The sequence below is a fragment of the Pseudomonas sp. MWU13-2517 genome, assembly GCF_023242545.1.
Classification (GTDB): domain Bacteria; phylum Pseudomonadota; class Gammaproteobacteria; order Pseudomonadales; family Pseudomonadaceae; genus Aquipseudomonas.
Window position 1 is genome coordinate 169,963 of the sequence record NZ_JALMFA010000016.1, and the last position, 20,890, is coordinate 190,852.

Consider the following 20,890-nt stretch of genomic DNA (forward strand, 5'->3'; position numbering starts at 1 on the left):
ATGAATCTATCCCCCCTCAATCGCCGCCGATTCGAGCGGTTCAAGGCGAACAAACGTGGCTGGTGGTCGCTGTGGCTGTTCCTGATCCTGTTCGTGCTGAGCCTGGGTGCGGAACTGATCGCCAACGACAAGCCGCTGGCCGTGCATTACGACGGCGGCTGGTATTTTCCGGCGCTCAAGCGCTACCCCGAGACGACCTTCGGCGGTGAGTTCCCGCTGGAGGCCAACTACAAGAGCCCGTACATCCAGGAGCTGCTCAAGACCAAGGATGCGTGGACCTTGTGGGCACCGATCCCGTTCAGCTATCAGAGCATCAATTACGACCTGAAAGTCCCTGCGCCGGCACCGCCTTCGAGCGTCAACCTGCTGGGCACCGATGACCAGGGCCGTGATGTGCTGGCCCGGGTCATCTACGGGTTCCGGGTTTCGGTGCTGTTTGCCCTGACCCTGACCGTCCTCAGCTCGATCATCGGCGTAATCGCCGGGGCCTTGCAGGGTTTCTACGGTGGCTGGGTCGATCTGGCCGGGCAGCGCTTCCTGGAAATCTGGTCGGGCCTGCCGGTGTTGTACCTGCTGATCATCCTCGCCAGCTTCGTGCAGCCCAACTTCTGGTGGTTGCTGGGGATCATGCTGTTGTTCTCGTGGATGAGCCTGGTGGACGTGGTGCGCGCCGAGTTCCTGCGCGGGCGCAACCTGGAATACGTACGCGCAGCCCGGGCGCTGGGCATGCAGAATGGCGCGATCATGTTCCGCCATATCCTGCCCAACGCCATGGTCTCGACCATGACCTTCATGCCATTCATCCTCACCGGAGCCATCGGCACCCTCACGGCCCTCGACTTCCTGGGTTTCGGGCTGCCGGCCGGTTCACCGTCCCTGGGCGAACTGGTGGCCCAGGGCAAATCCAACCTGCAAGCGCCCTGGCTGGGTATGAGTGCCTTTGCCGTGCTGGCGATCATGTTGAGTTTGCTGGTGTTTATCGGCGAGTCCGCTCGCGATGCTTTCGACCCGAGGAAATGAGATGAATCAGGACAATCTGATCGAAGTCCGCGACCTCAGCGTCGAGTTTGTCACCGGCAATCACCACCAGCGCGTGGTGAACAACATCAGTTTCGATATCAAGCGTGGCGAAACCCTGGCCCTGGTCGGCGAAAGCGGCTCGGGCAAGTCAGTGACCGCCCACTCGATCCTGCGCCTGCTGCCCTACCCGCTGGCGCGGCATCCGTCGGGCACCATCGCTTATTCCGGGCAGGACTTGCTGACCCTCAAGGAAAAAACCATCCGGCACATTCGCGGCAACCGCATTGCGATGATTTTCCAGGAGCCGATGACCTCGTTGAACCCGCTGCACTCCATCGAGAAACAGATCAACGAAGTGCTCGGCCTGCATAAGGGGCTCACCGGCAAAGTCGCCACCCGGCGTACTCTGGAACTGCTTGAACTGGTGGGCATCCCCGAACCGCACAAGCGCCTCAAGGCCCTGCCCCATGAGTTGTCCGGCGGCCAGCGCCAACGGGTGATGATTGCGATGGCACTGGCCAACGAGCCGGAACTGTTGATCGCCGACGAACCGACCACGGCCCTCGATGTCACGGTGCAATTGAAAATCCTCGAATTGCTCAAGTCTTTGCAGGCCCGCCTGGGCATGGCGCTGCTGCTGATCAGCCATGACTTGAACCTGGTACGGCGCATTGCCCACCGGGTGTGCGTGATGCAGCAAGGTTGCATCGTTGAACAGGCCGACTGCGAGACACTGTTCCAATCGCCTCGGCACCCCTACACCCAGGAACTGCTGGCCGCCGAGCCCAGCGGCGGGCCTGTTGCCAATGAAGTCGGGCCGCCGTTGCTGGAAGTCGATGACCTCAAGGTCTGGTTCCCGATCAAGAAAGGCTTTTTGCGCAGCACCGTCGATTACGTCAAGGCGGTGGACGGTATCCATTTCAGCCTGCCCCAGGGGCATACCCTGGGGATTGTCGGCGAAAGCGGCTCGGGCAAATCGACCCTGGGCCTGGCGATTCTGCGGCTGATCGGCAGTAAGGGCGGCATTCGTTTTGAAGGCCAGCAGCTGGATAAACTCAGCCAGCAGCAGGTGCGCCCGCTGCGGCGGGAAATGCAGGTGGTGTTCCAGGACCCGTTCGGCAGCCTGAGCCCGCGCATGTGTGTCAGCGAAATCGTCGGCGAAGGTTTGCGCATTCACAAGATGGGCACTCCGGCCGAGCAGGAAGCGGCGATTATCGCGGCGCTCAAGGAAGTCGGCCTGGACCCGGCATCACGCCATCGCTACCCCCACGAGTTCTCCGGCGGCCAGCGCCAACGCATCGCTATTGCTCGTGCGCTGGTGCTCAAGCCGCGCCTGATCCTGCTGGACGAACCCACCTCGGCGCTGGACCGCACGGTGCAGCGGCAAGTGGTCGAGTTGTTACGCAGCCTTCAGGCCAAGTACAACCTCACTTACCTGTTTATCAGCCATGACCTGGCGGTGGTGAAGGCGCTGAGTCACCAACTGATGGTGGTCAAGCATGGGCAGGTGGTGGAACAAGGCGATGCCCGGACGATTTTTGCCGATCCGCAGCATGCGTATACCCGGCAATTGCTGGAGGCTGCGTTTCTCGTACCGCCCGCCGATCAACCCACTCAATAAAGCCGCGCCTGGCAGCCTGTTGCGTGAAGCTTGAAGCTTGAAGCTTGAGGCTTGAAGCTTGAAGCTTGAAGCTTGAGACTTGATGTACGAGGCTGTTGCCTGCTCATTCAAACCCTCTCAAGGAGCGCCTGCCATGACCGCCGCAACAGCACCGTTTTTCTGGCGTGACCCGGCGTTGGCGTTCATCGAGGCGCGCACCATTGCCGACGGACGCAAGGTGACCTACAGCCGGCATGCGCACGAGCACTTTTCCATCGGTGCGATCACCACCGGACGCAGCTATTACCACTACGGTACGCAAACGTTCGAGATCGACGCGGGCACGGTGGTCCTCATGAACCCCGGCGATGTGCATGCATGCAACCCCATCGACAATGAGCCGTGGTCCTATCAGATGCTGTACATCGACACGCCTTGGCTGACGGACCTGCAGCACCAACTGGGCTTCAGCACTGACCAGGGTTACCGGCCGTTCAACACGCCCTACGTCCGCGACCCGGTGCTGTATCGCGGCTTGCTGGAGTTGTACCGGATCCTGGTGGATACCCAGGCCGAACACCTGCAAAAACAAAGCGCGCTGGTCAGTTATTTCACCGAAGTACAGCAGCGTCTGAACCCTGCAGATACCCCGGTACGCGAGGTCAACCACAAACTGGAACGGGCCGCCGAATACATTCGCGCGCAATGCACACAAGCGTTGAAGCTGGAAGATATCTGCCTGGCCGCCGAGCTGTCGCCCTCGTACTTGATCCGCGCCTTCAAGCAGTATTACGGGCTGACGCCCCATGCGTTCCTGATCAACCAACGTATCCAGTTTGCCCGTGCCCAACTGCGCCAGGGCGAGCTGATTGCCGACGTGGCCCTGGCGGCGGGCTTTGCTGACCAGGCACATTTCCAGCGCGCCTTCAAACAGCACTTTGCCGCGACGCCTGGCCAATACCGCGACCTGCTCAAGCCATCAGCAAATAACCCACACTGGCCACCAGCAACGCGGCCATTGAACGGTTGAACAGTCTTACGCCCTGGGGGTTGCCGAGGTAACGCCGCAAAAACGTTCCGGCATAGGCCCAGCACGCTACCGACAGGTAACAGATCACCAGGTAGAGCGCCGCGAACAACCAGACCTGCGCAGCCTCGCCATCCGCCACAAACAAGCCCATGCCCGCAACACAGGCCAACCAGGCTTTCGGGTTGAGCCACTGCATGATCGCGCCGTACAGCATCGACGGTGCGGTAGCCGTACCCTCGGCATCCAACCGTCCATCGTCCACGGCCAGTTTCCAGGCCATGTACAGCAGGAAGGCCACTCCTCCCCATTGAATCAATTGGGTGAGGATGGGCCAGCGCAGCAGCACTTCATGCAGCCCGAGGCCGATCAACACCAGCAACAAGGTGAAGCCCACGGCAGCGCCAAGCACATGTTTCTGAGTGGCGGCAAAACCGAAGCGCGCACCGGAACTCAAGGCGACCACATTGACCGGGCCCGGTGTAATGGAGGTCGCCAGGGCGAAGGCGGCCATGGAAATGATCAAGCTCATTGCAATTCCCTTTAAGTGGTGACGATCAAGATGACCCCACGGTAAAGGGCGCGGCGCGCGCGGTATTGAAGAAAATGCCCCTCGGCCGCTGAACAGCGAAAAGTGTGCGTCGGGACGATAACGCCCAGACGCGGCTGTGGAAGGCTTCAACGCGTGGCGATGCTGCCTCAGCGCTGTGAAGGAATGCGGATATCACCATCGCGGCACTGGGTCTTGACACTGCGTGGGCAGCCGGCGAACGCCAGATCTTTGGTCAGGCACACCCGCACTTCCGAGAGCACCTTGCCCTTGCAGATCACCGCCAGCCCATGGCTGCCCATGCGAGGGTTGCTTTCACGAAACAACGCCTCGATCTGCTGGGCCGGTAATGACGGCGGCGAATTGAGCGGTTGCAACTGTTGCGGAATGTTCACCACACCCAGCGCGGCATCGGCTTTTTCCAGGTAGGCCAACGGCTCAAGCCCGGAGCACGTGCCGTGCTTGGCCCATTCATGCTTGAGCAGCGAACGGCTGGGGAACAGTGTGGCGCCCTTGTCCATGGCGTCGCGGCTCAACGACGACTGCGGCTCACATGATGCCGGCCACCCGCCCCGCGCGTATTGCGGCCACAAGCCGTGCAGCACAAAGCCATAACCCTTGCCCGAACACTGCTCGTTGTCCGGGTGCGTCAGGCAAAAGGTCGGCGACCACGACAATGACAACACATAAAAATCAAACTCCCCCGCTTGCCCTTGGCTGCGCGGCGCCGCCACAGCCCCCGTGGCCAGCACCAGCCAACATACCATCCAGTATTTCATCTGTTTGTTCCTTGAAAAAAGCTGACCTTAGTACGGCGACTCGCAATGATGGGGGTTACGTTGTAGCACCCGGTCGAGAATCCGATCGGTCTTCAACGCTTCGATGGCGAGCGAAGGATGCTGCGCCTCCCCACGAATATGCGCATTCATGCCCAACACGTGGTGCCATTGGATATGCGTGTGGCACGGGATGGTGAGGACTTCGTTCACTTCGCCTTCAAGGTGTATCGGCTGGTCTTCGAACACTGAAAAACAGATACGCCCGCGGCTACCGATCAACTCGACCCGATCTTCGCGCCGGTCTGCCACAAAGTTCCAGACGCCCATGCCCAGCGCGCCCGACGCAAAGCGCCAGCTGGCCGTCACGGCATCCTCCGCGGCATAACGGCCTGCCTGACGCGCGGTGAACCCGGCCACATCGACGATATCCCCGGCCAGGTACTGAAACAGGTCAAAACCATGGCTGGCCAGGTCGGCAAAGTAGCCACCCCCGGCAATCGCCGGGTCGGTGCGCCAGTTCGCAGGGTGGGTGTCCGTTGCGGCGGCCGGCTTGCACAAGGTCCAGGTCAGATGACGCAACTCCCCGATGCACCCGGCCTGCAGCCAGTCGCGTACCTGCTGGAAGCGCGGCAACGAGCGGCGATAGTAGGACACGAACAAATGCAGCCCGGCACGCTCGAAAGCATGCTGCATCAACGCGCTCTGCCCGGCATTCAACGACATGGGTTTCTCGACGCAGCAATGCTTGCCGGCCGCCGCCACCATCAGGCTGTATTCAAGGTGACTGTCGGGCGGTGTGGCGATGTACACCGCATCCACCTCAGGGTCGTTGATCAAGGCCTGGGCGTCGGTGTAATAGCGTGCAATGCCATGGCGTGCCGCATAATCGCGCACCGCCTCGTCGCGCCGCCCCATCACTGCGACCAGCGCCGAACCTGGCGCTTTATAGAAAGCGGGTCCACTCTTCAACTCAGTGACACTGCCACAGCCGATCATGCCCCAGCGTACGGTACTCATCTGCCTTCCTCGTCCGTGTTGTCCAGCGAGCAGTATCCACATCCCCTGATGCAAGTGCCACCGCCGCCCAGCATGACAATTGCATTACACTTTGATGACAGCCACCTCGCTACGGAGCTCTTAACATTGAAAACACGCGCAACCGTTATTTGCGCGCATGAGGGGCATATCCTTTTTGTGCGCAAATCCCGATCAAAATGGGCACTGCCGGGCGGCAAGGTCGAACCCGGAGAGCGCCCCGTCGGCGCGGCCGAACGGGAGCTGCATGAAGAAACCGGGTTGAAAGTGGATGGCCTGCTGTACCTGCAGGAACTCAAGGCTCGCGACACCGAACACCATGTGTTTGAAGCCTCTGTGATCAATATCGCGGACGCCCGGCCCTGCAACGAAATCATCGAGTGCCAGTGGCACGCTTATACCGCCGTGGACGATCTGGATACCACCGACGCCACCCGGCATATCGTCAAAACCTTCCTGCGTCGCCTCTGATCTCCCTGCCCTGCCCTCTACGCTCTGCCGTTCGACAAAGGAATTGACGAACGCGGCAGCGCCTACCCACTCAGGAACGCGGCTTGCCCCCTACCCCTTGAGTCATCTTCTCCCTGGCCTTTGCCTGCCCTCGCTGATAAAGCGCCTCGACCAATTTCTGCCGTTCATCCTGCGGCAAGTTGCTTGCGAACTGTGCCAAGGTATCGTCCACCAACGCCCGAAGCGCAGCATCCGCTTCGCGTGCCTTGGCCAGTTCAGACACCAGCGCATCGCGATCCAGGGTCGGCGCCTCCAATTGCTTGATCACCCCCAGCCGAGCCTCACGCCCCGCCATGATCAACGGCTGGCTGTCGGCACGATTGTGGCGCAGCAACTGGCGCAACTCCTTGCGCCGTTCCGGCGGCAGCTTGAACATCGCCTGGCGCAGGCCATGCTGATTGACCACCGCCTCGACAGGCGTGGCAGCGGCCATCCAGTGATAGAGGCCGCCCGCCACCCCACCGATCAAAAATACGTTAAGCAACACCGAAACGACCAACCACGGTTTAAGAGCTTTGGGTGTCATTGCTCGGTTTCCTCGGCGTTGACGGTGAAGACGACTTCGGCATCGCCCTGATCGAAGACGCTGGGCAGCACTTCGGCTGACAACATGGGCCGCGGTATGCTCATCGACGCCACCAGAACCCCGGCCGCGATGCCGGCAATGCCCACGCCGACCAGCCCGGCCGGCGACAGCCAACTGGCGTAGCGCGACCAGAACGATCTGCGTTGCGCGGCCGATTGACGAATTTGCCGCACCAACGCTGGGTCGGGGAGCGCCAGTTGATGACTGTCCATCTGCTGATCAAGCCAACTCGCCGCGCTCAATGCTTCGCGAGCGCCAGGGTCGCCGCTGTCGAGCAAGGCGCGGGCCGCCGCTTGATCGGCGACGGGCCAGCGGTGCAGGCTGGCGCCATAGGCATCGGCCAGGTAAGCAAATCGTTCAGGTGTCATGGTGTTCCCCTTCCTGGGCGGGCGAGCCCGGGTGTGTCGGCAAGTTGACGGCGCAACTGGCGGCGGGCCCGCGACAGCAGGCTCTCCAGTGCCTCGACGCTGATATTCATCAGGGCCGCGGCGTCGATGTTCGACAGCTCCTGGTAATACTGCAACACGATGGCTTCGCGCTGACGCTCGGGCAACGCCGCCAATGCGGCGGCCATGCGGGCGCTGCGCTCGCTGGTTTCCAACTGCTCATCCGGGGACGGTGCGCTGTCCGCCAGCTCCAGCGCCTCGTCCTCATTCAACGGGCGTTCTCTGCGCCGACGCAAGCGGTCATGGCACAGGTTGAGCGCCACCCGGTGCAGCCAGGTGTCGAAACGCGCCTCACCTGCACGCCAATTGGCCGCCTGCCGCCAGATCCGCAAGAAACTTTCCTGGGCCACGTCCCTGGCCTCGTCGGCATCCCCCAACAGCCGACCGGCGAGTGCCAGCAACCGCGGCAGCTTGCGCGTCACCATTTCATTGACGGCTGCGGCCTCGTTGTTGCCGATACGCGCCAGTAGCTCAACGTCCGGATCAGTGTCTTTCAATCGGGTAATACTCGGTCCGGGGTCAGTTTTCAGCGAATCCAGTGCCCTTCGCGCCAGTACCAGTTCGGGCCACGGGACTCCCAATGCCCAGGCTCCCACCGGGCGTTGCGCATCACCAGTTGCCAGTGGCCGGGCACCCAGGCGTAGGCACCGTGCTCCCAACGCCAGTGACCGCGATCCCAGGCGTAACCCGGGCGTTCGGCGGGGATCACTTCAACGCGTTCCGCCGGTGGCGCCTCGCGGATAATCACTTCGGTCTGGGCGAAAACAGGGGTGCTGACAAACGCGGCGAAAGCCAGCGGGGCCAGCAAGGCACAACGCAACTTGGCCAGTGATTTCATGGCAACTCCTTCATACGGCGAGCGAAAGTGCACGCTGCTGATGGGTTGAACGGCGAATGCGGAAAAACCCGTCGCGGAAAAAACAGATTTTTTCCAGACGTTAACCAAGAGGAAGTATTGCCCAGGGAATGACAGCGCTTGATGAAATGTCTGAAAGCATCGCGACGGATTTGCGCCGGTGGTTGCGTTCAAGGAGTAACGCAGCACACACCAAGAGGAAATATCATGTCCCGTCGCCTATATATGCTGGTAGCCGCCCTGCTGATCGTCAGCCTCAGCGGCTGCGTGATCCTGCCGGAACACCGGCATTGCTGCTGGCGCTACTACGGCGCCGCCACCCCCGCAACCAGCACCGTCAACAGCTAAGCCATCGCCGCAAAACCACGGCGCCCAGCCTTGATCTCGGTGCGCAACTCGCCAATCAGGTTTGAGATGGAACGGATGCTGTCCAGACCTTGGGGCGAGACCCGAGTCAGCAGCAGGTCGACACGGCCGGACGCCGGTTCGAACACGCAAATGCGCAGCGAACCGTCGCTGTTGAGGCTGCAATCACATGCCAGCGGCAGGAACCCCGCGGCCATGATGCGGTTGAGTTCGACGATTGAAATCATGATGAGGCCCCGTCCGTGGATTCACCCGGTAAGTGCTATACAGCCAGCATAGATAAGCATTTGCCTGCTACTGAACAATTAACTCAAAAGTGTTAGCTGTGCCTCACTATGCTGTGAAAACGCTGGTGTGCTGGCGCCAGAAACCCAGCACGCGACCTCTCGTCTGCGGCTTGCGCGAAGGCTTGACTCAAAGCGTCGATCACAAGACGCTCTTGGCTTTTGGCCATCATCCGAGCCGTCCCCCATGAACATCGATCCCCCACGCCTGCCCGACAGCGACGTCTACAAAACCCTGCTGGAATCGACCAAGGCCATCCCCTGGCGTATTGACTGGCAGACCATGACCTTCAGCTATATCGGCCCGCAGATCGAAACATTGCTGGGCTGGACCCCGCAAAGCTGGGTCAGCGTGGATGACTGGGTCGAACGCATGCACCCGGACGACCGCGAATACGTGGTGAATTTCTGCGTATCGCAATCACGCGCCGGCGTCGATCACGAGGCTGACTATCGCGCACTGACGGTCAATGGCGACTATGTGTGGATTCGCGATGTGGTGCATGTGGTGCGCAAAGACGGCGAAGTGGAGGCACTGATCGGCTTCATGTTCGATATCAGCGAACGCAAAAAGACTGAAGAACACCTGATCCGCCTGCAAAAACAACTGGAGGAGTATTCCTTCCAGGACGGCCTCACAGGCATCGCCAACCGCCGCATGTTCGACACCGTGCTGGAACGCGAATGGGCCAGCGCGCTGCGCAGCCGGTTACCGCTGTCGTTGATCATCCTCGATATTGATTTCTTCAAGCAGTACAACGACCACTACGGCCATATCAAGGGCGATGAATGCCTGCGCCAGGTGGCACGCACCCTGTCCCAGGCCGCCAACCGGCCACGGGACTTCATTGCACGCATCGGCGGCGAAGAGTTTGTGTGGCTGCTGCCGGAAACCGATGCCGCGTCGGCGCGGCAGGTGGCCCGACGGTGCCTGCATCTGATTTGCCAACAACAGATCGAGCACGCTTCCTCGCCCGTATCGAACCTGCTGACGTTGAGCCTGGGCGTGGGCACTCACATCGTTACGCCCGACAGCGTCGTGTTGCGGTTTGTCGAATCCGTCGACAAGTTGCTCTACCAAGCCAAACACAATGGCAGGATGCGCGCGGAGTTTTCCGATAGTGAAGTTTGACGCCGGGATCAAATTCCGGGCAAAAAAAATCCCAAGTAGCTGATGGAAACTTGGGATTTAAAAATGCATAAACCGTGGGAGGTGAACGCCCGGCTATAGTAACGGTTGAGCAAACCCGCAACAAGATTATTTTAATCCTTTCGTCGGATTAAAAGCGTCGTAAGTCATTCAATATCCACACATTTTTTAAGGTAGCCAATAACAATAGTGCCACTTTTTGGTGCAATAAGCGTTTATAAGCACCCACACTTTGTCGGCCTATTCCCGCTATTTAAATAAGGTTATTGATTAGAGCGGGCCAATTGTTTCGGCATACTGTTTCTTGAGTTGCTTGCAGGCTTCAGGAGGGACCAGGCTGGTGGGGGCAGCCGCACGGGCGACACTTTCAAGATGTTGGCAGAATGCCAGGCGTTCGGCGGCCTGCTCCCGCTCTCGGTCGACCTCAGCGTTCAGCCGCATGAAATAAGCGCCCAGCAGCACCGCCACGCACAAAACCCCGATCGCAAAAAAGCGAAAGCTGCTCGAGGATGGCGGTTCTGGCTGATTCATGTCTCGCAAGCGTCCTGCTGGAGTGACTAGAAGTACTCAATTGTATGCAAATAGAAACCTATTCATTGTCGTGGTTTTGTAAAAACCGTGTAACTACAACGTTTCCGCCTGCTGCCGACGCCGAAACTGCCCCGGCGCCACACCATGGGCCTTGCGGAAACAACGGGAGAAGTAGGCTTCATCGGTAAAGCCACAACGTTGCGCAATGACGCCGATCATCTGTGTGCTGTTGAGCAACAGGGTGCGTGCCAATTGCATCCGGCGATCAAGCACCAGCTGGGAGAAGGGTTTACCGGTTTCCTTGCGCAGCAGATGCGTCAGGTAGTTGGGTGACAGGAATGCGGCGGCGGCCGTGTCGATCAGGTTCAGGCTGGGCTCGTGCACATGCTCGCGGATATAGCCCTGCACCCGCGCCAAGGCGTCCTTGCGCCCGCGCCGGATGGCGTTGTTGGCGGCAAAGGCTTGCAGCGGCCCGGCGTACTGCTCGCAGACCAGTCCTATCAGTTGAAACAGGTAGCCCTTGAGCCTCTCGCGGGCACCAAAAGCGCGATGGGTGTCGAGGGCTCGCATATGGGCCAGCCAGGTTTTGACTTCTTCGAACGCCGCATCATCGAGGATAAAGTCCAGTTGTTCCTGAAAGCGAAACGGCGACAGCTCCGGCGCCTGTCCGAAGGGGATATCCTCCAGGTCCAGCGGGTCACAGGTCAGCTGCGGCAGGAAAAACGCCTGGCTGAAGTTGATCAGCATGAACTCGCCGTCTTCGGGATGGGGGATCACATGCAGGCGATGGGGCAGGATGAACGCCAGGGCTTTACGCGGAAACGGTCGCACCGCCCCGCCGATATGCTGCACGGTGTCGCCGCCGAGGTTGATCTGGATCTGGAAGTACTCATGCCGATGAGGCGTGGTCAGCGCCGCCCGCCCGCGTTTGTCGCGGATATAGAAGTCGGGGCGGTCGCTGCGTTGCTCCATGCCATAAGTGGTGACGCGGGTGCCGGGCATAGCGCTCTCTCGGGTAGCCAGGGCACCACTTTAGCCTCAACCGTGGCCCAAGGTGAAACTCAACTCGCCGACACCGTCGATACCGGCAGTCACAGTATCTCCCGGTTGCAACGCGCCGACCCCGGCGGGGGTGCCGGTGAAGATCAGGTCACCGGCCTTGAGCGCCACGGACCGGGAAGCGTGGCTGATCACTTCGCTGACCGACCAGATCTGGTCGGCCAAGTCGCCGACCTGACGTTGTTCGCCATTGACCTTCAGCCAGATTTTGCCGGTGGACGGGTGCCCTGCCGCACTCACCGGCTGCAACGCGGTACTGGGCGCCGACTCATCAAAGGCTTTGGCCCATTCCCACGGGCGTGAGAGCTTTTTCGCCTGGGCTTGCAAGTCGCGGCGTGTCAGGTCGATCCCCACGCCATAACCCCAGATGTGAGAAAAGGCATCCTCAGGGCTGATGTCCACCCCGCCCTTGCCGATGGCCACCACCAGTTCCACTTCATGGTGCAGGTCGGCAGTCAGCGGCGGGTAGGCGATCACACCTTCGGCCGGCACCACCGCATCCGCAGGTTTCATGAAGAAGAACGGCGGCTCGCGATCCGGGTCATGCCCCATTTCGCGGGCGTGCTCGCTGTAGTTGCGGCCGACGCAGAACACGCGACGCAGGGGGAAACGCGCATCGCTGCCCTGGATGGCCAGGGACGGGGTTTGCGCGGGGGGGAATACGAAATCGGTCATGGCCTGTGCCTCCTAGTTTACCTGGCACCAGTATGGCAAGCGACAGGAGGGCAAAGTTGGACAGGCTTACGCAGATTTTGCACTGGCCGGTGCAAAGCACCCAGTGACTATTTGCGCGCTACCTTGTAGCGCAGGCAGTCCTGATAGAAGCTCTGGCGTATCGACTCGGGCTTGAGCCGCGAACGGCTGTCATAGGTCTGCTCGGTGATGCCCATGGCCATCATGCGCATCCACGATTTGCTGAACTTGATGGTCTGGATCTTCTGGCGCGCCGCATACAGCGACACCCCCGACAACTTGAGTTCCTGGGCCCTGGCAGCCGTGCCGGCGCCCCAACTGCACATGTACTTGTCACCCTCGCGCAGCTCCCTCGCCTGCACGGCAGCCGCACCGCCCGCCAGGGAGCAGGCAATCAGCATGATTCCAACAGTGCGCATTTGCTTCCCCACCTAACCACCTGAAAATAAAAGTGATTCTGGCGAGAATTTTGTTACAAAGGGGCCATTAAATTGCCTTACTGCGTAAACATTTTACGTACGCAGTAGGCGCCAACTCTGCGGCAAGTGAGCTTGCTCGCGCTGGACCGCGCCTAACCTCACGCAATGAGCTTTATCGCTTTTCTGTGTAGTCCTCTCGACTGGTTTTCTACGAGACTTCCACGCATCAAGTCATCCCATTCTGTTTTTGCAAACCGTTCATCTCACCGCTTTTTGTTACGGCAGACTCCGGCGCCTTGCCCTTCTGCCGAGACGTCACGGATGACCCACGCCTCCCACATCCCCCATATCGAACACGCGCTGGATGGCTTTCATCAGAGCCTGGCGCACTACCGCCGACAGATGAGCGCCTGGTACGCGCAGGCACTGGACTCACTCAGCCATGTCGCGGATATGCCATCGCTGTTGGGAATGGATCGGGTGTTACGGGTGGGAGACTCACAGCGCTCGGTGAGCCTTTCCGATGCGGACTTTTCTACCGTAGCCCGTTGCCCGGCGGGCGGTGTGCTGCAGATCGAGAGCCAGTTCGAGTCGGTGTACGACGTACCGATCGGCAATATCCCCGTTGAAGTCATCGGGCTGGATGACGGCAGCTCTGCCGTGGTCGTGCTGGACGAGTATGGCAAAGGCTCGCACGTTTGTGCAGCAGGCGGGCGATACGAGGTACGGGTACAAGGCGGCGTTTCAGCAGAGCAGGTAGACGCTTTGTTCGCCTCCTACACCGGGCTGACGGCGGATCTGGAGCAATGGCTGCGCTCACAATGGAAGGGTTTCCGGCCGCATTGGGAGGTGGCGACAGCCAGTGCGGTTGGCAGCGGTGTGCTGGCAGGCAGTTGGGCGGCGATCAGGGATGTGTGGGACAGCATCAAGCTGGTGCAGGCGATTCTTGAAGACCCGTTGAAATTTGCCGAACAGCTGGGGGCCGAGGCGGCGTAAAACTGGCTATCGCATTGAACATGACGAAAGAAGCGGCGCCCACATAAATGTTTGGTCGGGGAAGAAAAAAGGACCGCATTACCTTTTCGACGGCAATCAAAAAATCGTACTGCAGCTAACCAAGAGATTTAAAAAATGAGCTATCTAGATGAAGTACTGATCAAAGACCTGAAAAAAAAACAATATTAGTTTCAACACCCTATCTCCAATAGAGCAAGACTCGGTGATCAATAAAATCCATAAGCATGTCCCCTTTAGCGGAAGCAAAATTGCATGGGAAAGATTAAAGAGCAGTATTAATCTCGGCTCCGAACCCTCGGAGTCCTCGATTTTTCTTCTCGCTGAAGAAATCAGCAAAGTAACCAGCGCCGACCTGATTTTTATCGGTGACTCAGCCTGTGATGGCGCCTATTCAATAGGCCATGAGCACCTAACCCAAACACTCAGAATTTTTTCCGAACTACCTCAACACACCTATATTGTGTCGCAGGCAATTAACTGGATTGCGTGCATATCCTTCGAGGGTCACTTGGACTTCGCAACTCTTCCTACTGAGTAAGCTTCGTGAGAAGCAAAACCTTCTCTCCACACCACAACCGCATGTGAGAAATGGACACTTAAGTCCAACACTATGGATGTGGGGGAACAATCTTGTAAGAATTTCGCTAGCGAAGAAGTGAAATAAAGATACGAGTTAGTGAAGTCATTTTTGATGCGGGCACGATACGCGTGCGCTTCCATTCGCCTGCGGGAAGTGGCATCACCTTATGGATGGGCATCTCACCAACTATCGGCGAGGAGCAGGATGTTGAGCTCGATTTGGATGAGATTTTCTCCTGGGGGAAGAACCTCACTCCTTCCTCGCGTAAAGCTCCACAAATCAACGTTATAAAACGGCATTACCCAAATAACAGCTCAAATCGCTCAAAACGCAGATCAGGAATGAGCGACACTAAAGCTCGGAGGCTCGATAATCCTTATTGAGCTTGATGAATCATCCACTCAGAAGTCAGGGTTTGTAGAAGTCAAAGCAACCAAAACCCACCCATATCCAACAAACATTCAAGCCCAACCTCACCCCCACGCCACCACCAACAACCCCACCCCCAACACCAGACACAACGGCGAATAAACATACGTATCCAACCGCGCAAACCTCGACCCGCCTACCTTCTTGAAAAAACCCACCAGCTCAGAATCCCCGATCGCCCTGGCAAACATGATCACGGCGATCGCGCTGATCACCCACTGCAGCGCCCCATGGGATACCGGCGAAAAGTACAATCCGACCCGCAAGCAAACGAGCAGCGCTATGGCTACCAACCCCATCGCGACCAGGAAAGTGACGAGTGCCGAAGGCTTGAATGCCGGCTTTGGCCCGCCGGCAAATTCGCCCGGCAATTGGGGTATGGCGGCGAGACTGCCGAGTTTGCCACCTGCAGCCCAGTACAGATGCACCATGCTGATACAGGTAAAAACACCGACGATCCATCGCGCGATGACAAAGCTCATGGTCGCTCTCCCCGAAAATGTGCGATTGAGGATAGTCGCCCCGGGATTTTTTGTAGGCATTTCGTCGGCGGCTGGTGGTAAAGTTGCGCCCCATGAAACTCGCCCGTGCCGACCGCTCGCTCATTGTCTGGATGCTCTACTGCTGCGTCCTGTTCAATGTGTTCGCCTGCAGTATTGGTCATGGGCAGATGATGGGGATGCAGCTCAACGGCATCGGCGGTCAGTTCTGTACGGTGGACCCGCGCACTCAAGCCCCCGCGCAAACCCAGTCCCCTGATGAGAACCTGCCGACGCTGTCCAAGGCGTTCGGTTGCCCGCTGTGCTCTACAGGTGGCATGGGCCCTGCGCTCAATACCAGTTTGAATGTGGCCGTATTGCCACAACCCCACGCGCCGCCTCCGGCCATCGTCCTTGCTGCTGACATTCCTGCCCGTTTCAACTGGCCTACGGCCCACCCGCGTGCACCTCCCGCCGTCGCCTGAGTCCTTCGCTTTCCGATCCGCACCGCTCACCGTATCCATTGGGGACTACGGCGGCTGTGCGTTGTGTTCAAGCTGAGTTTTTCAGGATTCAACCATGAAACATTTACCCCTGTTGGCGGGCCTGTTCGGCTGCCTGCCTGTCTGTGGCTGGGCACTTGAACTGGCCCCGACCACCATTGATGGCGAACAAAGCGCCGAACCCGGCCTGGCCCTGGATCAGTCCAGCGGCATGGCGTCGCGCCTGGGCCTCAGCGTGCGGGAAACCCCGGCGTCGGTGGCCATCGCCAATCGCAATGATATCGAGCGCCATGGCGCCAAGACCTTCCGCGATGCGGCCAACACCCTGCCCGGCATCAATGCCAGTGCACCGCCGGGGTTCGGCGGGTTTGTGTCCTATCGGGGCTTTACCAGCAGCCAGATCACCCAGATGTTCAACGGCATCAACGTCGCCACCGGCCTGGCGCGGCCAGTGGACGCATGGATCTACGACCGGGTCGAACTCGTCGGTGGTCCCTCCTCCTTGATCAACGGTGCGGGGTCCGTGGGCGGATCGTTGAACTACGTGACCAAACTGGCGACTCGCGAGGAACAGGCAGCCGAAGGCCAACTCACCTACGGCAGCTACGACACCGCCGGAATGGCCCTGGGCCTCAACCACGCCCTGACCGAACCCGGCGCCGAGGTGCAACATTACGCGCGCCTGGATGTGAGCCGTAATACCAACCACAGCTACATCGACCGCGACCAGCGCGATGCCTGGAGCCTGGCGTTTTCCTTGCTCAGCGACTTGACGCCCAACCTGTCGCACACCCTGGCGCTGGAATACCAGGATGAACATGAAGACAGTCCCTACTGGGGCACGCCGGTGCTCAACCCCAAGGCCGGCGAATTGAAGATCGATCGACACAACCGCTTCAACAATTACAACGTCGCCGATGGCCGATACGAACAGCGCACAATCTGGGCACGCTCGATCATCGACTACCGGATCAACGACAACACCACACTGAAAAACACCCTCTATCATCTGGACAGCCAGCGCGATTATCGCAACTTGGAGACCTACCAATACAACGCCGACAACAGCGCCGTGAATCGCTCAACCGCCTACCAGGTGCGCCACCAGGGTGAGCAGAACGGCAACCAGTTCGAACTGCGTCACGACGCCACCCTCCTCGGCCTTGCCACCACCTGGTCAGGCGGCTTCGAATACAAGGTCAACAGCACCACCAACCACCCGCTGAACGTACCGGGCAAAAGCACGGTAGACCCGAACCGCTACGACCCGGGACACTTTTACGACATCCCCGGCACCCTGCCGGGGTTCGTCCCGGACAAGACCAACGCGGTGACGACCCAGGCACTGTTCGTGGAAAACCGCCTGGGCCTCACCGATAAACTCTCGTTGCTGACGGGCCTGCGCTACGACGCCATCGACCTCGACGTGACCAACCACCGAGCGATCACGGCCACCAACCCACGGCACTTCAAACGCCGCTGGGAACCGCTGACCGGCCGCGTGGGCCTGACTTACCAGTTCATCCCGTCGGCCAATGTCTATGTGCAATACAGCACGGCGGCCGAGCAGCCATCGACCACTACCCAAGTATTCGATGTGTCCACCGGCAAGCAGTGGGAAGTGGGCAGCAAGTTCGACTACCTGGACGGGCGCGGCTCGGCCACCGTTGCCGCGTACAAGATCGAGCGCAAGGACTTTGCCGTCACCGACCCACTGAACCCGAACAGCAGCATTACGGTGGGCGCGCAGTCGTCCAAAGGCATCGAACTCGCCAGCTCGTTGCGTATCACGCCGCGACTGCTGGCGGAAGGCAACTTTGCCTGGGTGGACGCCGAGTACGACGACTTCAATGAGAAACTCGCCAGCGGTGCCGTGGTATCGCGCAAGGGCAACACACCGACCAACGTGCCCAAGCGCGTCGGTAACCTGTGGTTGACCTACGATTTTGCCGAGGCCTGGCAAGGCGGCGTGGACGCCCGCTACGTCGCCGAGGTGTATGCGGACAACGCCAATACCCTCACGGTGCCGGCCTACACGTTGTTCGGGACATTCCTGCGCTACAAGGTGGACGCCCATACCTCGGTGACCGGCAGGGTACGCAACCTGACCAATCAGGTGTATGCCGAGTTTGCCCATGTGTCGCCGGCGTATTACCTGGGGTCGCCGCGCACGTTCGAGCTGGCGGTGCAAACCCGGTTCTGAGTCTGGAATGTAATCAAAGAGGTCGGAGCAGGCGGGTTGTGGCGAGCAACCTTCCTGCGCCGGAGTGCGGGCTGATCAAGCAACGGGGGCGCTCCCTATCCCCCCGCTTGTCGTTACTTCAGGCTTGCCTCGACCTTCTGCGCCACATCATCCGTCAACCACGCCTTCCACACCTCGGGATGCTCCTTGAGAAACGCCTGGGCCACTTCCCGTGGTGGCGTGTGGTTCTCGCTCATGCTCGCCAAGGCTTTGTTCAGCGGGGCGATGGGAAACTGCACCTTGGTAAAGAACTCGGTGATCTGCGGATGCTCTTTCTGGAACGGCATCGACACGCCAATGCTCAACTTGGATGCCAACGAGCGAGTCGGGCGGGGGTTGGGATTGTCGGCGTCGGTCAGCGTTTTCCAGGCATCGGCATCAAATGCCGGCTCCTCAAGCTGGATCAGCTTGTAACGCCCCATCAAGGGCGTCGGCGACCAGTAGTAGAACAACACCGGCTTGCCCCGACGGATCGACGAAGCGATCTCGGCATCCAGTGCCGCACCCGAACCGCTGCGGAAATTCACATAGCTGTCGTTGAGGCCATACGCCTTGAGTTTTTGTGCGTTGACCACTTCCGAGGTCCAGCCGATCGGGCTGTTGAGAAAGCGCCCCTTGCCAGGCGACTCAGGGTCCTTGAACACATCTTTGTAACGCGCCAGGTCCTGCACGGTCTTGAGATCCGGCGCCAGGGGCTTGAGACCTTTGGCGGGGTCGCCCTTGACCACGTATTCCGGAACCCACCAACCTTCCGTCGCGCCCTTGACCGTATCGCCCAGGCCCAGCACCTTGCCTTCAGCCTCGGCCTTGATCCACACCGGGCTGCGGCCGGCCCACTCTTCGCCGATCACCTGGATATCGTTTTTCGCCAGGGCGGTTTCCAGAGTGATGGTGGTACCAGGCAAGGTGTCGGTGGGCAGGTCGTAGCCCTTCTCGACGATAAACCGCAGCACCTCGGTGATCAGGCTGCCACTTTCCCAATTCAGATCGGCAAAATGCACCGGCGCCTGGGCGGCGGATACCGGCAATGAAGCCAGTGACAGACTCAAGGTCGTCAGGGACGCAGCCAACAGCGATTTCAATCCTTTCATGCCTTCACCTCGCATTTTCGCAGCCATAGCGAACGGCTTTGCCGCCAATGCGCGAAGCCTCTGAATAGTTAAGTCAACTCAACTGTAGTAGAGGTTCCGAAAGAGCAAGCGTGTTTACGGTTACTCGCTGGCCTTGAAGGTCACCAACTCACCCTTGCGCCACTTGGCCGCCTTGCCGGTCACGGCCTTGAGGGTTTTGGTCAAGCCTTCCTGCAGTTGTTCGTTGGCGGCAAATACCAGCATCACGCTGTGGCCTTCCTTGAACAGAATGCCCTGGCCTTCGGCCGAGGAAACAAACGCATAATCGCCCAGGCCATATACCGTTAACTTGATGTCGCGAAACTTGAGTTCGAACTTACCGCCTTCACGGCTGGGCAACACGGCTGCACGAAAATGGTCGCCGACCTTGAGTTCCAGGTGTTGCTTGTCGTCCACGACCATTGCCGTTTCGGTATCGATCTCGGCGATATAAATGCCTTCCGGCGTCTGTTCAGTGACATAAACAAAACGCGATTGAAACTGCTTGACCAACTTTGCGCGTAAATCACCCAGCACGAATAAAGCGTGCATATCCAGATTACTGACTGCCAAGGAAACGCCCCCACATCAAGAAGATGCTGTCCGCTGAAGCGGGCAGCACAAAAAAACGGCCGTTACGGCACGATCACACGTTCGTCAAAAAACTGAAGAGGCCCCGCTGGCGCGCCACAAGACTCATACAGACAGGCGCGAAAGACCTTGTGCAAGGTCATCCGGTGCCACAGCAGATCACAGGTTCAACAACCCGAGAATACGGGTCGAGCCACTTCAGACAATAACCTTATTAAAAACGCAGTTTCTGACACCTGACACAAAAGAACAGGCTTGAGCATGGAACCAGGCGCGAACTGCTGACGACAATACTAAAACAGCAACACGGAACAAAACCACCCGAAACGCTGCTGATGGGTCAACATGATCGAGCGACAGGAGCTGACGATGAAACGACCTCAACACGACGCTACGTCTTCGCGCATTCGTTCAACAGGTCATGATGGGCGCCAATACTACTGCCTGACTGACCCCGATGGGTACTTGAATTCGGTCCTTTATCAGGTGGTTCCGGCCGGAAAGAACTTTTTCCATATTCTTGAAGTGACCAGCGGCAGAGTCAAAGGCTTTCGCAGCGACCACATCCAGGCCTGTGAATTGGCCAGGCAGTTGGAAGCCAGGCTGCATGCCGTGCACGGGGGCATCGTTTCGTCACCCGGATGACTTTACCGCCCCGCCGCAGCCCAACAACTGCCATACTGCCGCGTCCATTGAAGCCTGCCCCTCGCGGGTCAGGTTTCATCAGTGCAGTGATCTGCACAGCTATCTTGCGCAGCTACCTTGAAGGGAAGGCGATACGTGACGGAATTTGATATTGGCGAGTTTTTTATCCATGGCGACGCCCGCGAAGTAAACGGTGAATTTCAAGCGGTCATCATCATGCGGGCCAAACCACCGCTGAACACTGTCACCCACCATCAGGTCGAAAAAGACTGCTGGTTCAAGACCGCCGACGCCGCCGCCATTGCCGCAAAAGAGGCCGCCAAGGCCCTCAAGACGGCCGTGGATGCAGGCGCACTCAATTCCTGAAATCCGATAGAACTCTGC

At 59.2% G+C, this 20,890-nt stretch carries 26 protein-coding genes; 11 read left to right on the plus strand and 15 right to left on the minus strand.

All coding sequences use genetic code 11. The features are described 5' to 3' along the window. The 3 genes from M5B97_RS22745 to M5B97_RS22755 all read left to right on the plus strand — a co-directional run bounded on the left by M5B97_RS22745 (position 1) and on the right by M5B97_RS22755 (position 3,650). Positions 1 to 1,020 carry an ABC transporter permease gene (locus M5B97_RS22745; RefSeq protein WP_248732712.1) on the plus strand — a complete coding sequence of 340 codons (1,020 nt, stop codon included), beginning with the start codon at positions 1 to 3 and terminating at the stop codon, positions 1,018 to 1,020. 1 nt (position 1,021) lies between these two features. Continuing rightward, positions 1,022 to 2,641 (plus strand): ABC transporter ATP-binding protein, encoded by a 1,620-nt coding sequence (locus tag M5B97_RS22750; RefSeq protein ID WP_248732713.1) that lies wholly within the window; start codon positions 1,022 to 1,024, stop codon positions 2,639 to 2,641. A gap of 133 nt (positions 2,642 to 2,774) precedes the next feature. After that, positions 2,775 to 3,650 carry an AraC family transcriptional regulator gene (locus tag M5B97_RS22755; protein ID WP_248732714.1) on the plus strand — a complete coding sequence of 292 codons (876 nt, stop codon included), beginning with the start codon at positions 2,775 to 2,777 and terminating at the stop codon, positions 3,648 to 3,650. Here the strand turns inward: M5B97_RS22755 and M5B97_RS22760 are convergent. The 3 genes from M5B97_RS22760 to M5B97_RS22770 form a co-directional block, all read right to left on the minus strand. Then, positions 3,592 to 4,179: a LysE family translocator gene (locus tag M5B97_RS22760; RefSeq protein WP_248732715.1), complete on the minus strand. Its 588-nt coding sequence runs from the start codon at positions 4,177 to 4,179 to the stop codon at positions 3,592 to 3,594. The two genes, M5B97_RS22755 and M5B97_RS22760, sit on opposite strands and share 59 nt — an antisense overlap. Before the next feature lie 167 nt (positions 4,180 to 4,346). Next, the gene (locus M5B97_RS22765) at positions 4,347 to 4,976 is read right to left on the minus strand and encodes a ribonuclease T2 (RefSeq protein ID WP_248732716.1); all 630 of its coding nucleotides are present in this window, start codon (positions 4,974 to 4,976) and stop codon (positions 4,347 to 4,349) included. A gap of 27 nt (positions 4,977 to 5,003) precedes the next feature. Further along, positions 5,004 to 5,993: a Gfo/Idh/MocA family oxidoreductase gene (locus M5B97_RS22770; RefSeq protein ID WP_248732717.1), complete on the minus strand. Its 990-nt coding sequence runs from the start codon at positions 5,991 to 5,993 to the stop codon at positions 5,004 to 5,006. Between the two features lie 126 nt (positions 5,994 to 6,119). On the opposite strand from M5B97_RS22770, the gene M5B97_RS22775 reads away from it, so the two are divergent. Beyond that, positions 6,120 to 6,482, plus strand: a complete 363-nt coding sequence (locus M5B97_RS22775) for an NUDIX domain-containing protein (RefSeq protein ID WP_134660861.1) — start codon at positions 6,120 to 6,122, stop codon at positions 6,480 to 6,482. A gap of 70 nt (positions 6,483 to 6,552) precedes the next feature. Here M5B97_RS22775 and M5B97_RS22780 read toward each other — a convergent pair whose 3' ends face one another. Genes M5B97_RS22780 through M5B97_RS22795 form a run of 4 tightly spaced genes read right to left on the minus strand, consistent with a single transcriptional unit; the run spans position 6,553 to position 8,391 of the window. Continuing rightward, positions 6,553 to 7,047, minus strand: coding sequence for a periplasmic heavy metal sensor (locus M5B97_RS22780; RefSeq protein ID WP_248732718.1), 495 nt, complete (start codon positions 7,045 to 7,047; stop codon positions 6,553 to 6,555). Further along, positions 7,044 to 7,475, minus strand: coding sequence for a hypothetical protein (locus M5B97_RS22785; RefSeq protein WP_123718155.1), 432 nt, complete (start codon positions 7,473 to 7,475; stop codon positions 7,044 to 7,046). Before M5B97_RS22785 ends, M5B97_RS22780 begins: the two co-directional genes overlap by 4 nt. After that, positions 7,472 to 8,050, minus strand: a complete 579-nt coding sequence (locus tag M5B97_RS22790; protein ID WP_123718154.1) for an RNA polymerase sigma factor — start codon at positions 8,048 to 8,050, stop codon at positions 7,472 to 7,474. Before M5B97_RS22790 ends, M5B97_RS22785 begins: the two co-directional genes overlap by 4 nt. Positions 8,051 to 8,079: 29 nt before the next feature. Next, positions 8,080 to 8,391 carry a YXWGXW repeat-containing protein gene (locus tag M5B97_RS22795; RefSeq protein ID WP_134660864.1) on the minus strand — a complete coding sequence of 104 codons (312 nt, stop codon included), beginning with the start codon at positions 8,389 to 8,391 and terminating at the stop codon, positions 8,080 to 8,082. Between the two features lie 225 nt (positions 8,392 to 8,616). On the opposite strand from M5B97_RS22795, the gene M5B97_RS22800 reads away from it, so the two are divergent. Beyond that, positions 8,617 to 8,757 carry a hypothetical protein gene (locus M5B97_RS22800; protein WP_167659678.1) on the plus strand — a complete coding sequence of 47 codons (141 nt, stop codon included), beginning with the start codon at positions 8,617 to 8,619 and terminating at the stop codon, positions 8,755 to 8,757. Here M5B97_RS22800 and M5B97_RS22805 read toward each other — a convergent pair. Beyond that, positions 8,754 to 9,002, minus strand: coding sequence for a DUF1652 domain-containing protein (locus M5B97_RS22805; protein WP_123718152.1), 249 nt, complete (start codon positions 9,000 to 9,002; stop codon positions 8,754 to 8,756). The two genes, M5B97_RS22800 and M5B97_RS22805, sit on opposite strands and share 4 nt — an antisense overlap. 244 nt (positions 9,003 to 9,246) lie before the next feature. Here M5B97_RS22805 and M5B97_RS22810 point away from each other — a divergent pair, with 244 nt between their 5' ends. Continuing rightward, the gene (locus M5B97_RS22810) at positions 9,247 to 10,191 is read left to right on the plus strand and encodes a sensor domain-containing diguanylate cyclase (protein ID WP_134660865.1); all 945 of its coding nucleotides are present in this window, start codon (positions 9,247 to 9,249) and stop codon (positions 10,189 to 10,191) included. 288 nt (positions 10,192 to 10,479) lie between these two features. On the opposite strand, the gene M5B97_RS22815 is transcribed toward M5B97_RS22810, so the two are convergent. From M5B97_RS22815 to M5B97_RS22830, 4 genes are all read right to left on the minus strand, one after another. Then, complete coding sequence (locus tag M5B97_RS22815) at positions 10,480 to 10,740, minus strand: hypothetical protein (RefSeq protein ID WP_123718150.1); 261 nt, start codon at positions 10,738 to 10,740, stop codon at positions 10,480 to 10,482. A 93-nt stretch (positions 10,741 to 10,833) separates the two neighbouring features. Then, entirely contained in the window at positions 10,834 to 11,742 is a 909-nt protein-coding gene (locus M5B97_RS22820; RefSeq protein ID WP_134660866.1) for an AraC family transcriptional regulator, read from the minus strand. Between the two features lie 36 nt (positions 11,743 to 11,778). Next, complete coding sequence (locus M5B97_RS22825) at positions 11,779 to 12,474, minus strand: fumarylacetoacetate hydrolase family protein (protein WP_248732719.1); 696 nt, start codon at positions 12,472 to 12,474, stop codon at positions 11,779 to 11,781. Positions 12,475 to 12,581: 107 nt separating this feature from the next. Next, positions 12,582 to 12,911, minus strand: coding sequence for a hypothetical protein (locus M5B97_RS22830; protein WP_123718147.1), 330 nt, complete (start codon positions 12,909 to 12,911; stop codon positions 12,582 to 12,584). A 321-nt stretch (positions 12,912 to 13,232) separates the two neighbouring features. Between M5B97_RS22830 and M5B97_RS22835 the strand changes: the two genes are divergently transcribed. Further along, positions 13,233 to 13,907, plus strand: a complete 675-nt coding sequence (locus tag M5B97_RS22835) for a hypothetical protein (protein ID WP_248732720.1) — start codon at positions 13,233 to 13,235, stop codon at positions 13,905 to 13,907. A gap of 1,074 nt (positions 13,908 to 14,981) precedes the next feature. Here the strand turns inward: M5B97_RS22835 and M5B97_RS22840 are convergent. Next, on the minus strand, positions 14,982 to 15,419 hold the full coding sequence (locus M5B97_RS22840) for a DUF3995 domain-containing protein (RefSeq protein ID WP_123718146.1): 438 nt from the start codon (positions 15,417 to 15,419) through the stop codon (positions 14,982 to 14,984). Between the two features lie 92 nt (positions 15,420 to 15,511). On the opposite strand from M5B97_RS22840, the gene M5B97_RS22845 reads away from it, so the two are divergent. Both M5B97_RS22845 and M5B97_RS22850 read left to right on the plus strand, forming a co-directional pair. Continuing rightward, positions 15,512 to 15,901: a DUF2946 domain-containing protein gene (locus M5B97_RS22845; RefSeq protein WP_248732721.1), complete on the plus strand. Its 390-nt coding sequence runs from the start codon at positions 15,512 to 15,514 to the stop codon at positions 15,899 to 15,901. Between the two features lie 94 nt (positions 15,902 to 15,995). Next, a complete protein-coding gene (locus M5B97_RS22850) occupies positions 15,996 to 18,122 on the plus strand; it encodes a TonB-dependent receptor (protein WP_248732722.1) in 2,127 nt (708 codons plus the stop codon). Between the two features lie 113 nt (positions 18,123 to 18,235). On the opposite strand, the gene M5B97_RS22855 is transcribed toward M5B97_RS22850, so the two are convergent. Both M5B97_RS22855 and M5B97_RS22860 read right to left on the minus strand, forming a co-directional pair. After that, on the minus strand, positions 18,236 to 19,252 hold the full coding sequence (locus M5B97_RS22855) for an ABC transporter substrate-binding protein (protein ID WP_248732723.1): 1,017 nt from the start codon (positions 19,250 to 19,252) through the stop codon (positions 18,236 to 18,238). A gap of 120 nt (positions 19,253 to 19,372) precedes the next feature. Continuing rightward, positions 19,373 to 19,822: a hypothetical protein gene (locus M5B97_RS22860; RefSeq protein WP_185021959.1), complete on the minus strand. Its 450-nt coding sequence runs from the start codon at positions 19,820 to 19,822 to the stop codon at positions 19,373 to 19,375. 408 nt (positions 19,823 to 20,230) lie between these two features. Here M5B97_RS22860 and M5B97_RS22865 point away from each other — a divergent pair, with 408 nt between their 5' ends. Together M5B97_RS22865 and M5B97_RS22870 are read left to right on the plus strand one after the other, a co-directional pair. Continuing rightward, positions 20,231 to 20,506 carry a hypothetical protein gene (locus M5B97_RS22865; protein WP_123718742.1) on the plus strand — a complete coding sequence of 92 codons (276 nt, stop codon included), beginning with the start codon at positions 20,231 to 20,233 and terminating at the stop codon, positions 20,504 to 20,506. Between the two features lie 135 nt (positions 20,507 to 20,641). Then, positions 20,642 to 20,872, plus strand: a complete 231-nt coding sequence (locus M5B97_RS22870) for a hypothetical protein (protein ID WP_123718141.1) — start codon at positions 20,642 to 20,644, stop codon at positions 20,870 to 20,872. Positions 20,873 to 20,890 lie beyond the last annotated feature (18 nt).

Bases quoted from the DNA above. Each gene is read 5' to 3' on its own strand.
- M5B97_RS22745 (WP_248732712.1), top strand. From the start codon at position 1: ATGAATCTATCCCCCCTCAATCGCCGCCGATTCGAGCGGTTCAAGGCG.
- M5B97_RS22750 (WP_248732713.1), top strand. From the start codon at position 1,022: ATGAATCAGGACAATCTGATCGAAGTCCGCGACCTCAGCGTCGAGTTT.
- M5B97_RS22755 (WP_248732714.1), top strand. From the start codon at position 2,775: ATGACCGCCGCAACAGCACCGTTTTTCTGGCGTGACCCGGCGTTGGCG.
- M5B97_RS22760 (WP_248732715.1), bottom strand. From the start codon at position 4,179: ATGAGCTTGATCATTTCCATGGCCGCCTTCGCCCTGGCGACCTCCATT.
- M5B97_RS22765 (WP_248732716.1), bottom strand. From the start codon at position 4,976: ATGAAATACTGGATGGTATGTTGGCTGGTGCTGGCCACGGGGGCTGTG.
- M5B97_RS22770 (WP_248732717.1), bottom strand. From the start codon at position 5,993: ATGAGTACCGTACGCTGGGGCATGATCGGCTGTGGCAGTGTCACTGAG.
- M5B97_RS22780 (WP_248732718.1), bottom strand. From the start codon at position 7,047: ATGACACCCAAAGCTCTTAAACCGTGGTTGGTCGTTTCGGTGTTGCTT.
- M5B97_RS22785 (WP_123718155.1), bottom strand. From the start codon at position 7,475: ATGACACCTGAACGATTTGCTTACCTGGCCGATGCCTATGGCGCCAGC.
- M5B97_RS22795 (WP_134660864.1), bottom strand. From the start codon at position 8,391: ATGAAATCACTGGCCAAGTTGCGTTGTGCCTTGCTGGCCCCGCTGGCT.
- M5B97_RS22800 (WP_167659678.1), top strand. From the start codon at position 8,617: ATGTCCCGTCGCCTATATATGCTGGTAGCCGCCCTGCTGATCGTCAGC.
- M5B97_RS22805 (WP_123718152.1), bottom strand. From the start codon at position 9,002: ATGATTTCAATCGTCGAACTCAACCGCATCATGGCCGCGGGGTTCCTG.
- M5B97_RS22810 (WP_134660865.1), top strand. From the start codon at position 9,247: ATGAACATCGATCCCCCACGCCTGCCCGACAGCGACGTCTACAAAACC.
- M5B97_RS22815 (WP_123718150.1), bottom strand. From the start codon at position 10,740: ATGAATCAGCCAGAACCGCCATCCTCGAGCAGCTTTCGCTTTTTTGCG.
- M5B97_RS22820 (WP_134660866.1), bottom strand. From the start codon at position 11,742: ATGCCCGGCACCCGCGTCACCACTTATGGCATGGAGCAACGCAGCGAC.
- M5B97_RS22825 (WP_248732719.1), bottom strand. From the start codon at position 12,474: ATGACCGATTTCGTATTCCCCCCCGCGCAAACCCCGTCCCTGGCCATC.
- M5B97_RS22830 (WP_123718147.1), bottom strand. From the start codon at position 12,911: ATGCGCACTGTTGGAATCATGCTGATTGCCTGCTCCCTGGCGGGCGGT.
- M5B97_RS22835 (WP_248732720.1), top strand. From the start codon at position 13,233: ATGACCCACGCCTCCCACATCCCCCATATCGAACACGCGCTGGATGGC.
- M5B97_RS22840 (WP_123718146.1), bottom strand. From the start codon at position 15,419: ATGAGCTTTGTCATCGCGCGATGGATCGTCGGTGTTTTTACCTGTATC.
- M5B97_RS22845 (WP_248732721.1), top strand. From the start codon at position 15,512: ATGAAACTCGCCCGTGCCGACCGCTCGCTCATTGTCTGGATGCTCTAC.
- M5B97_RS22850 (WP_248732722.1), top strand. From the start codon at position 15,996: ATGAAACATTTACCCCTGTTGGCGGGCCTGTTCGGCTGCCTGCCTGTC.
- M5B97_RS22855 (WP_248732723.1), bottom strand. From the start codon at position 19,252: ATGAAAGGATTGAAATCGCTGTTGGCTGCGTCCCTGACGACCTTGAGT.
- M5B97_RS22860 (WP_185021959.1), bottom strand. From the start codon at position 19,822: ATGCACGCTTTATTCGTGCTGGGTGATTTACGCGCAAAGTTGGTCAAG.
- M5B97_RS22865 (WP_123718742.1), top strand. From the start codon at position 20,231: ATGAAACGACCTCAACACGACGCTACGTCTTCGCGCATTCGTTCAACA.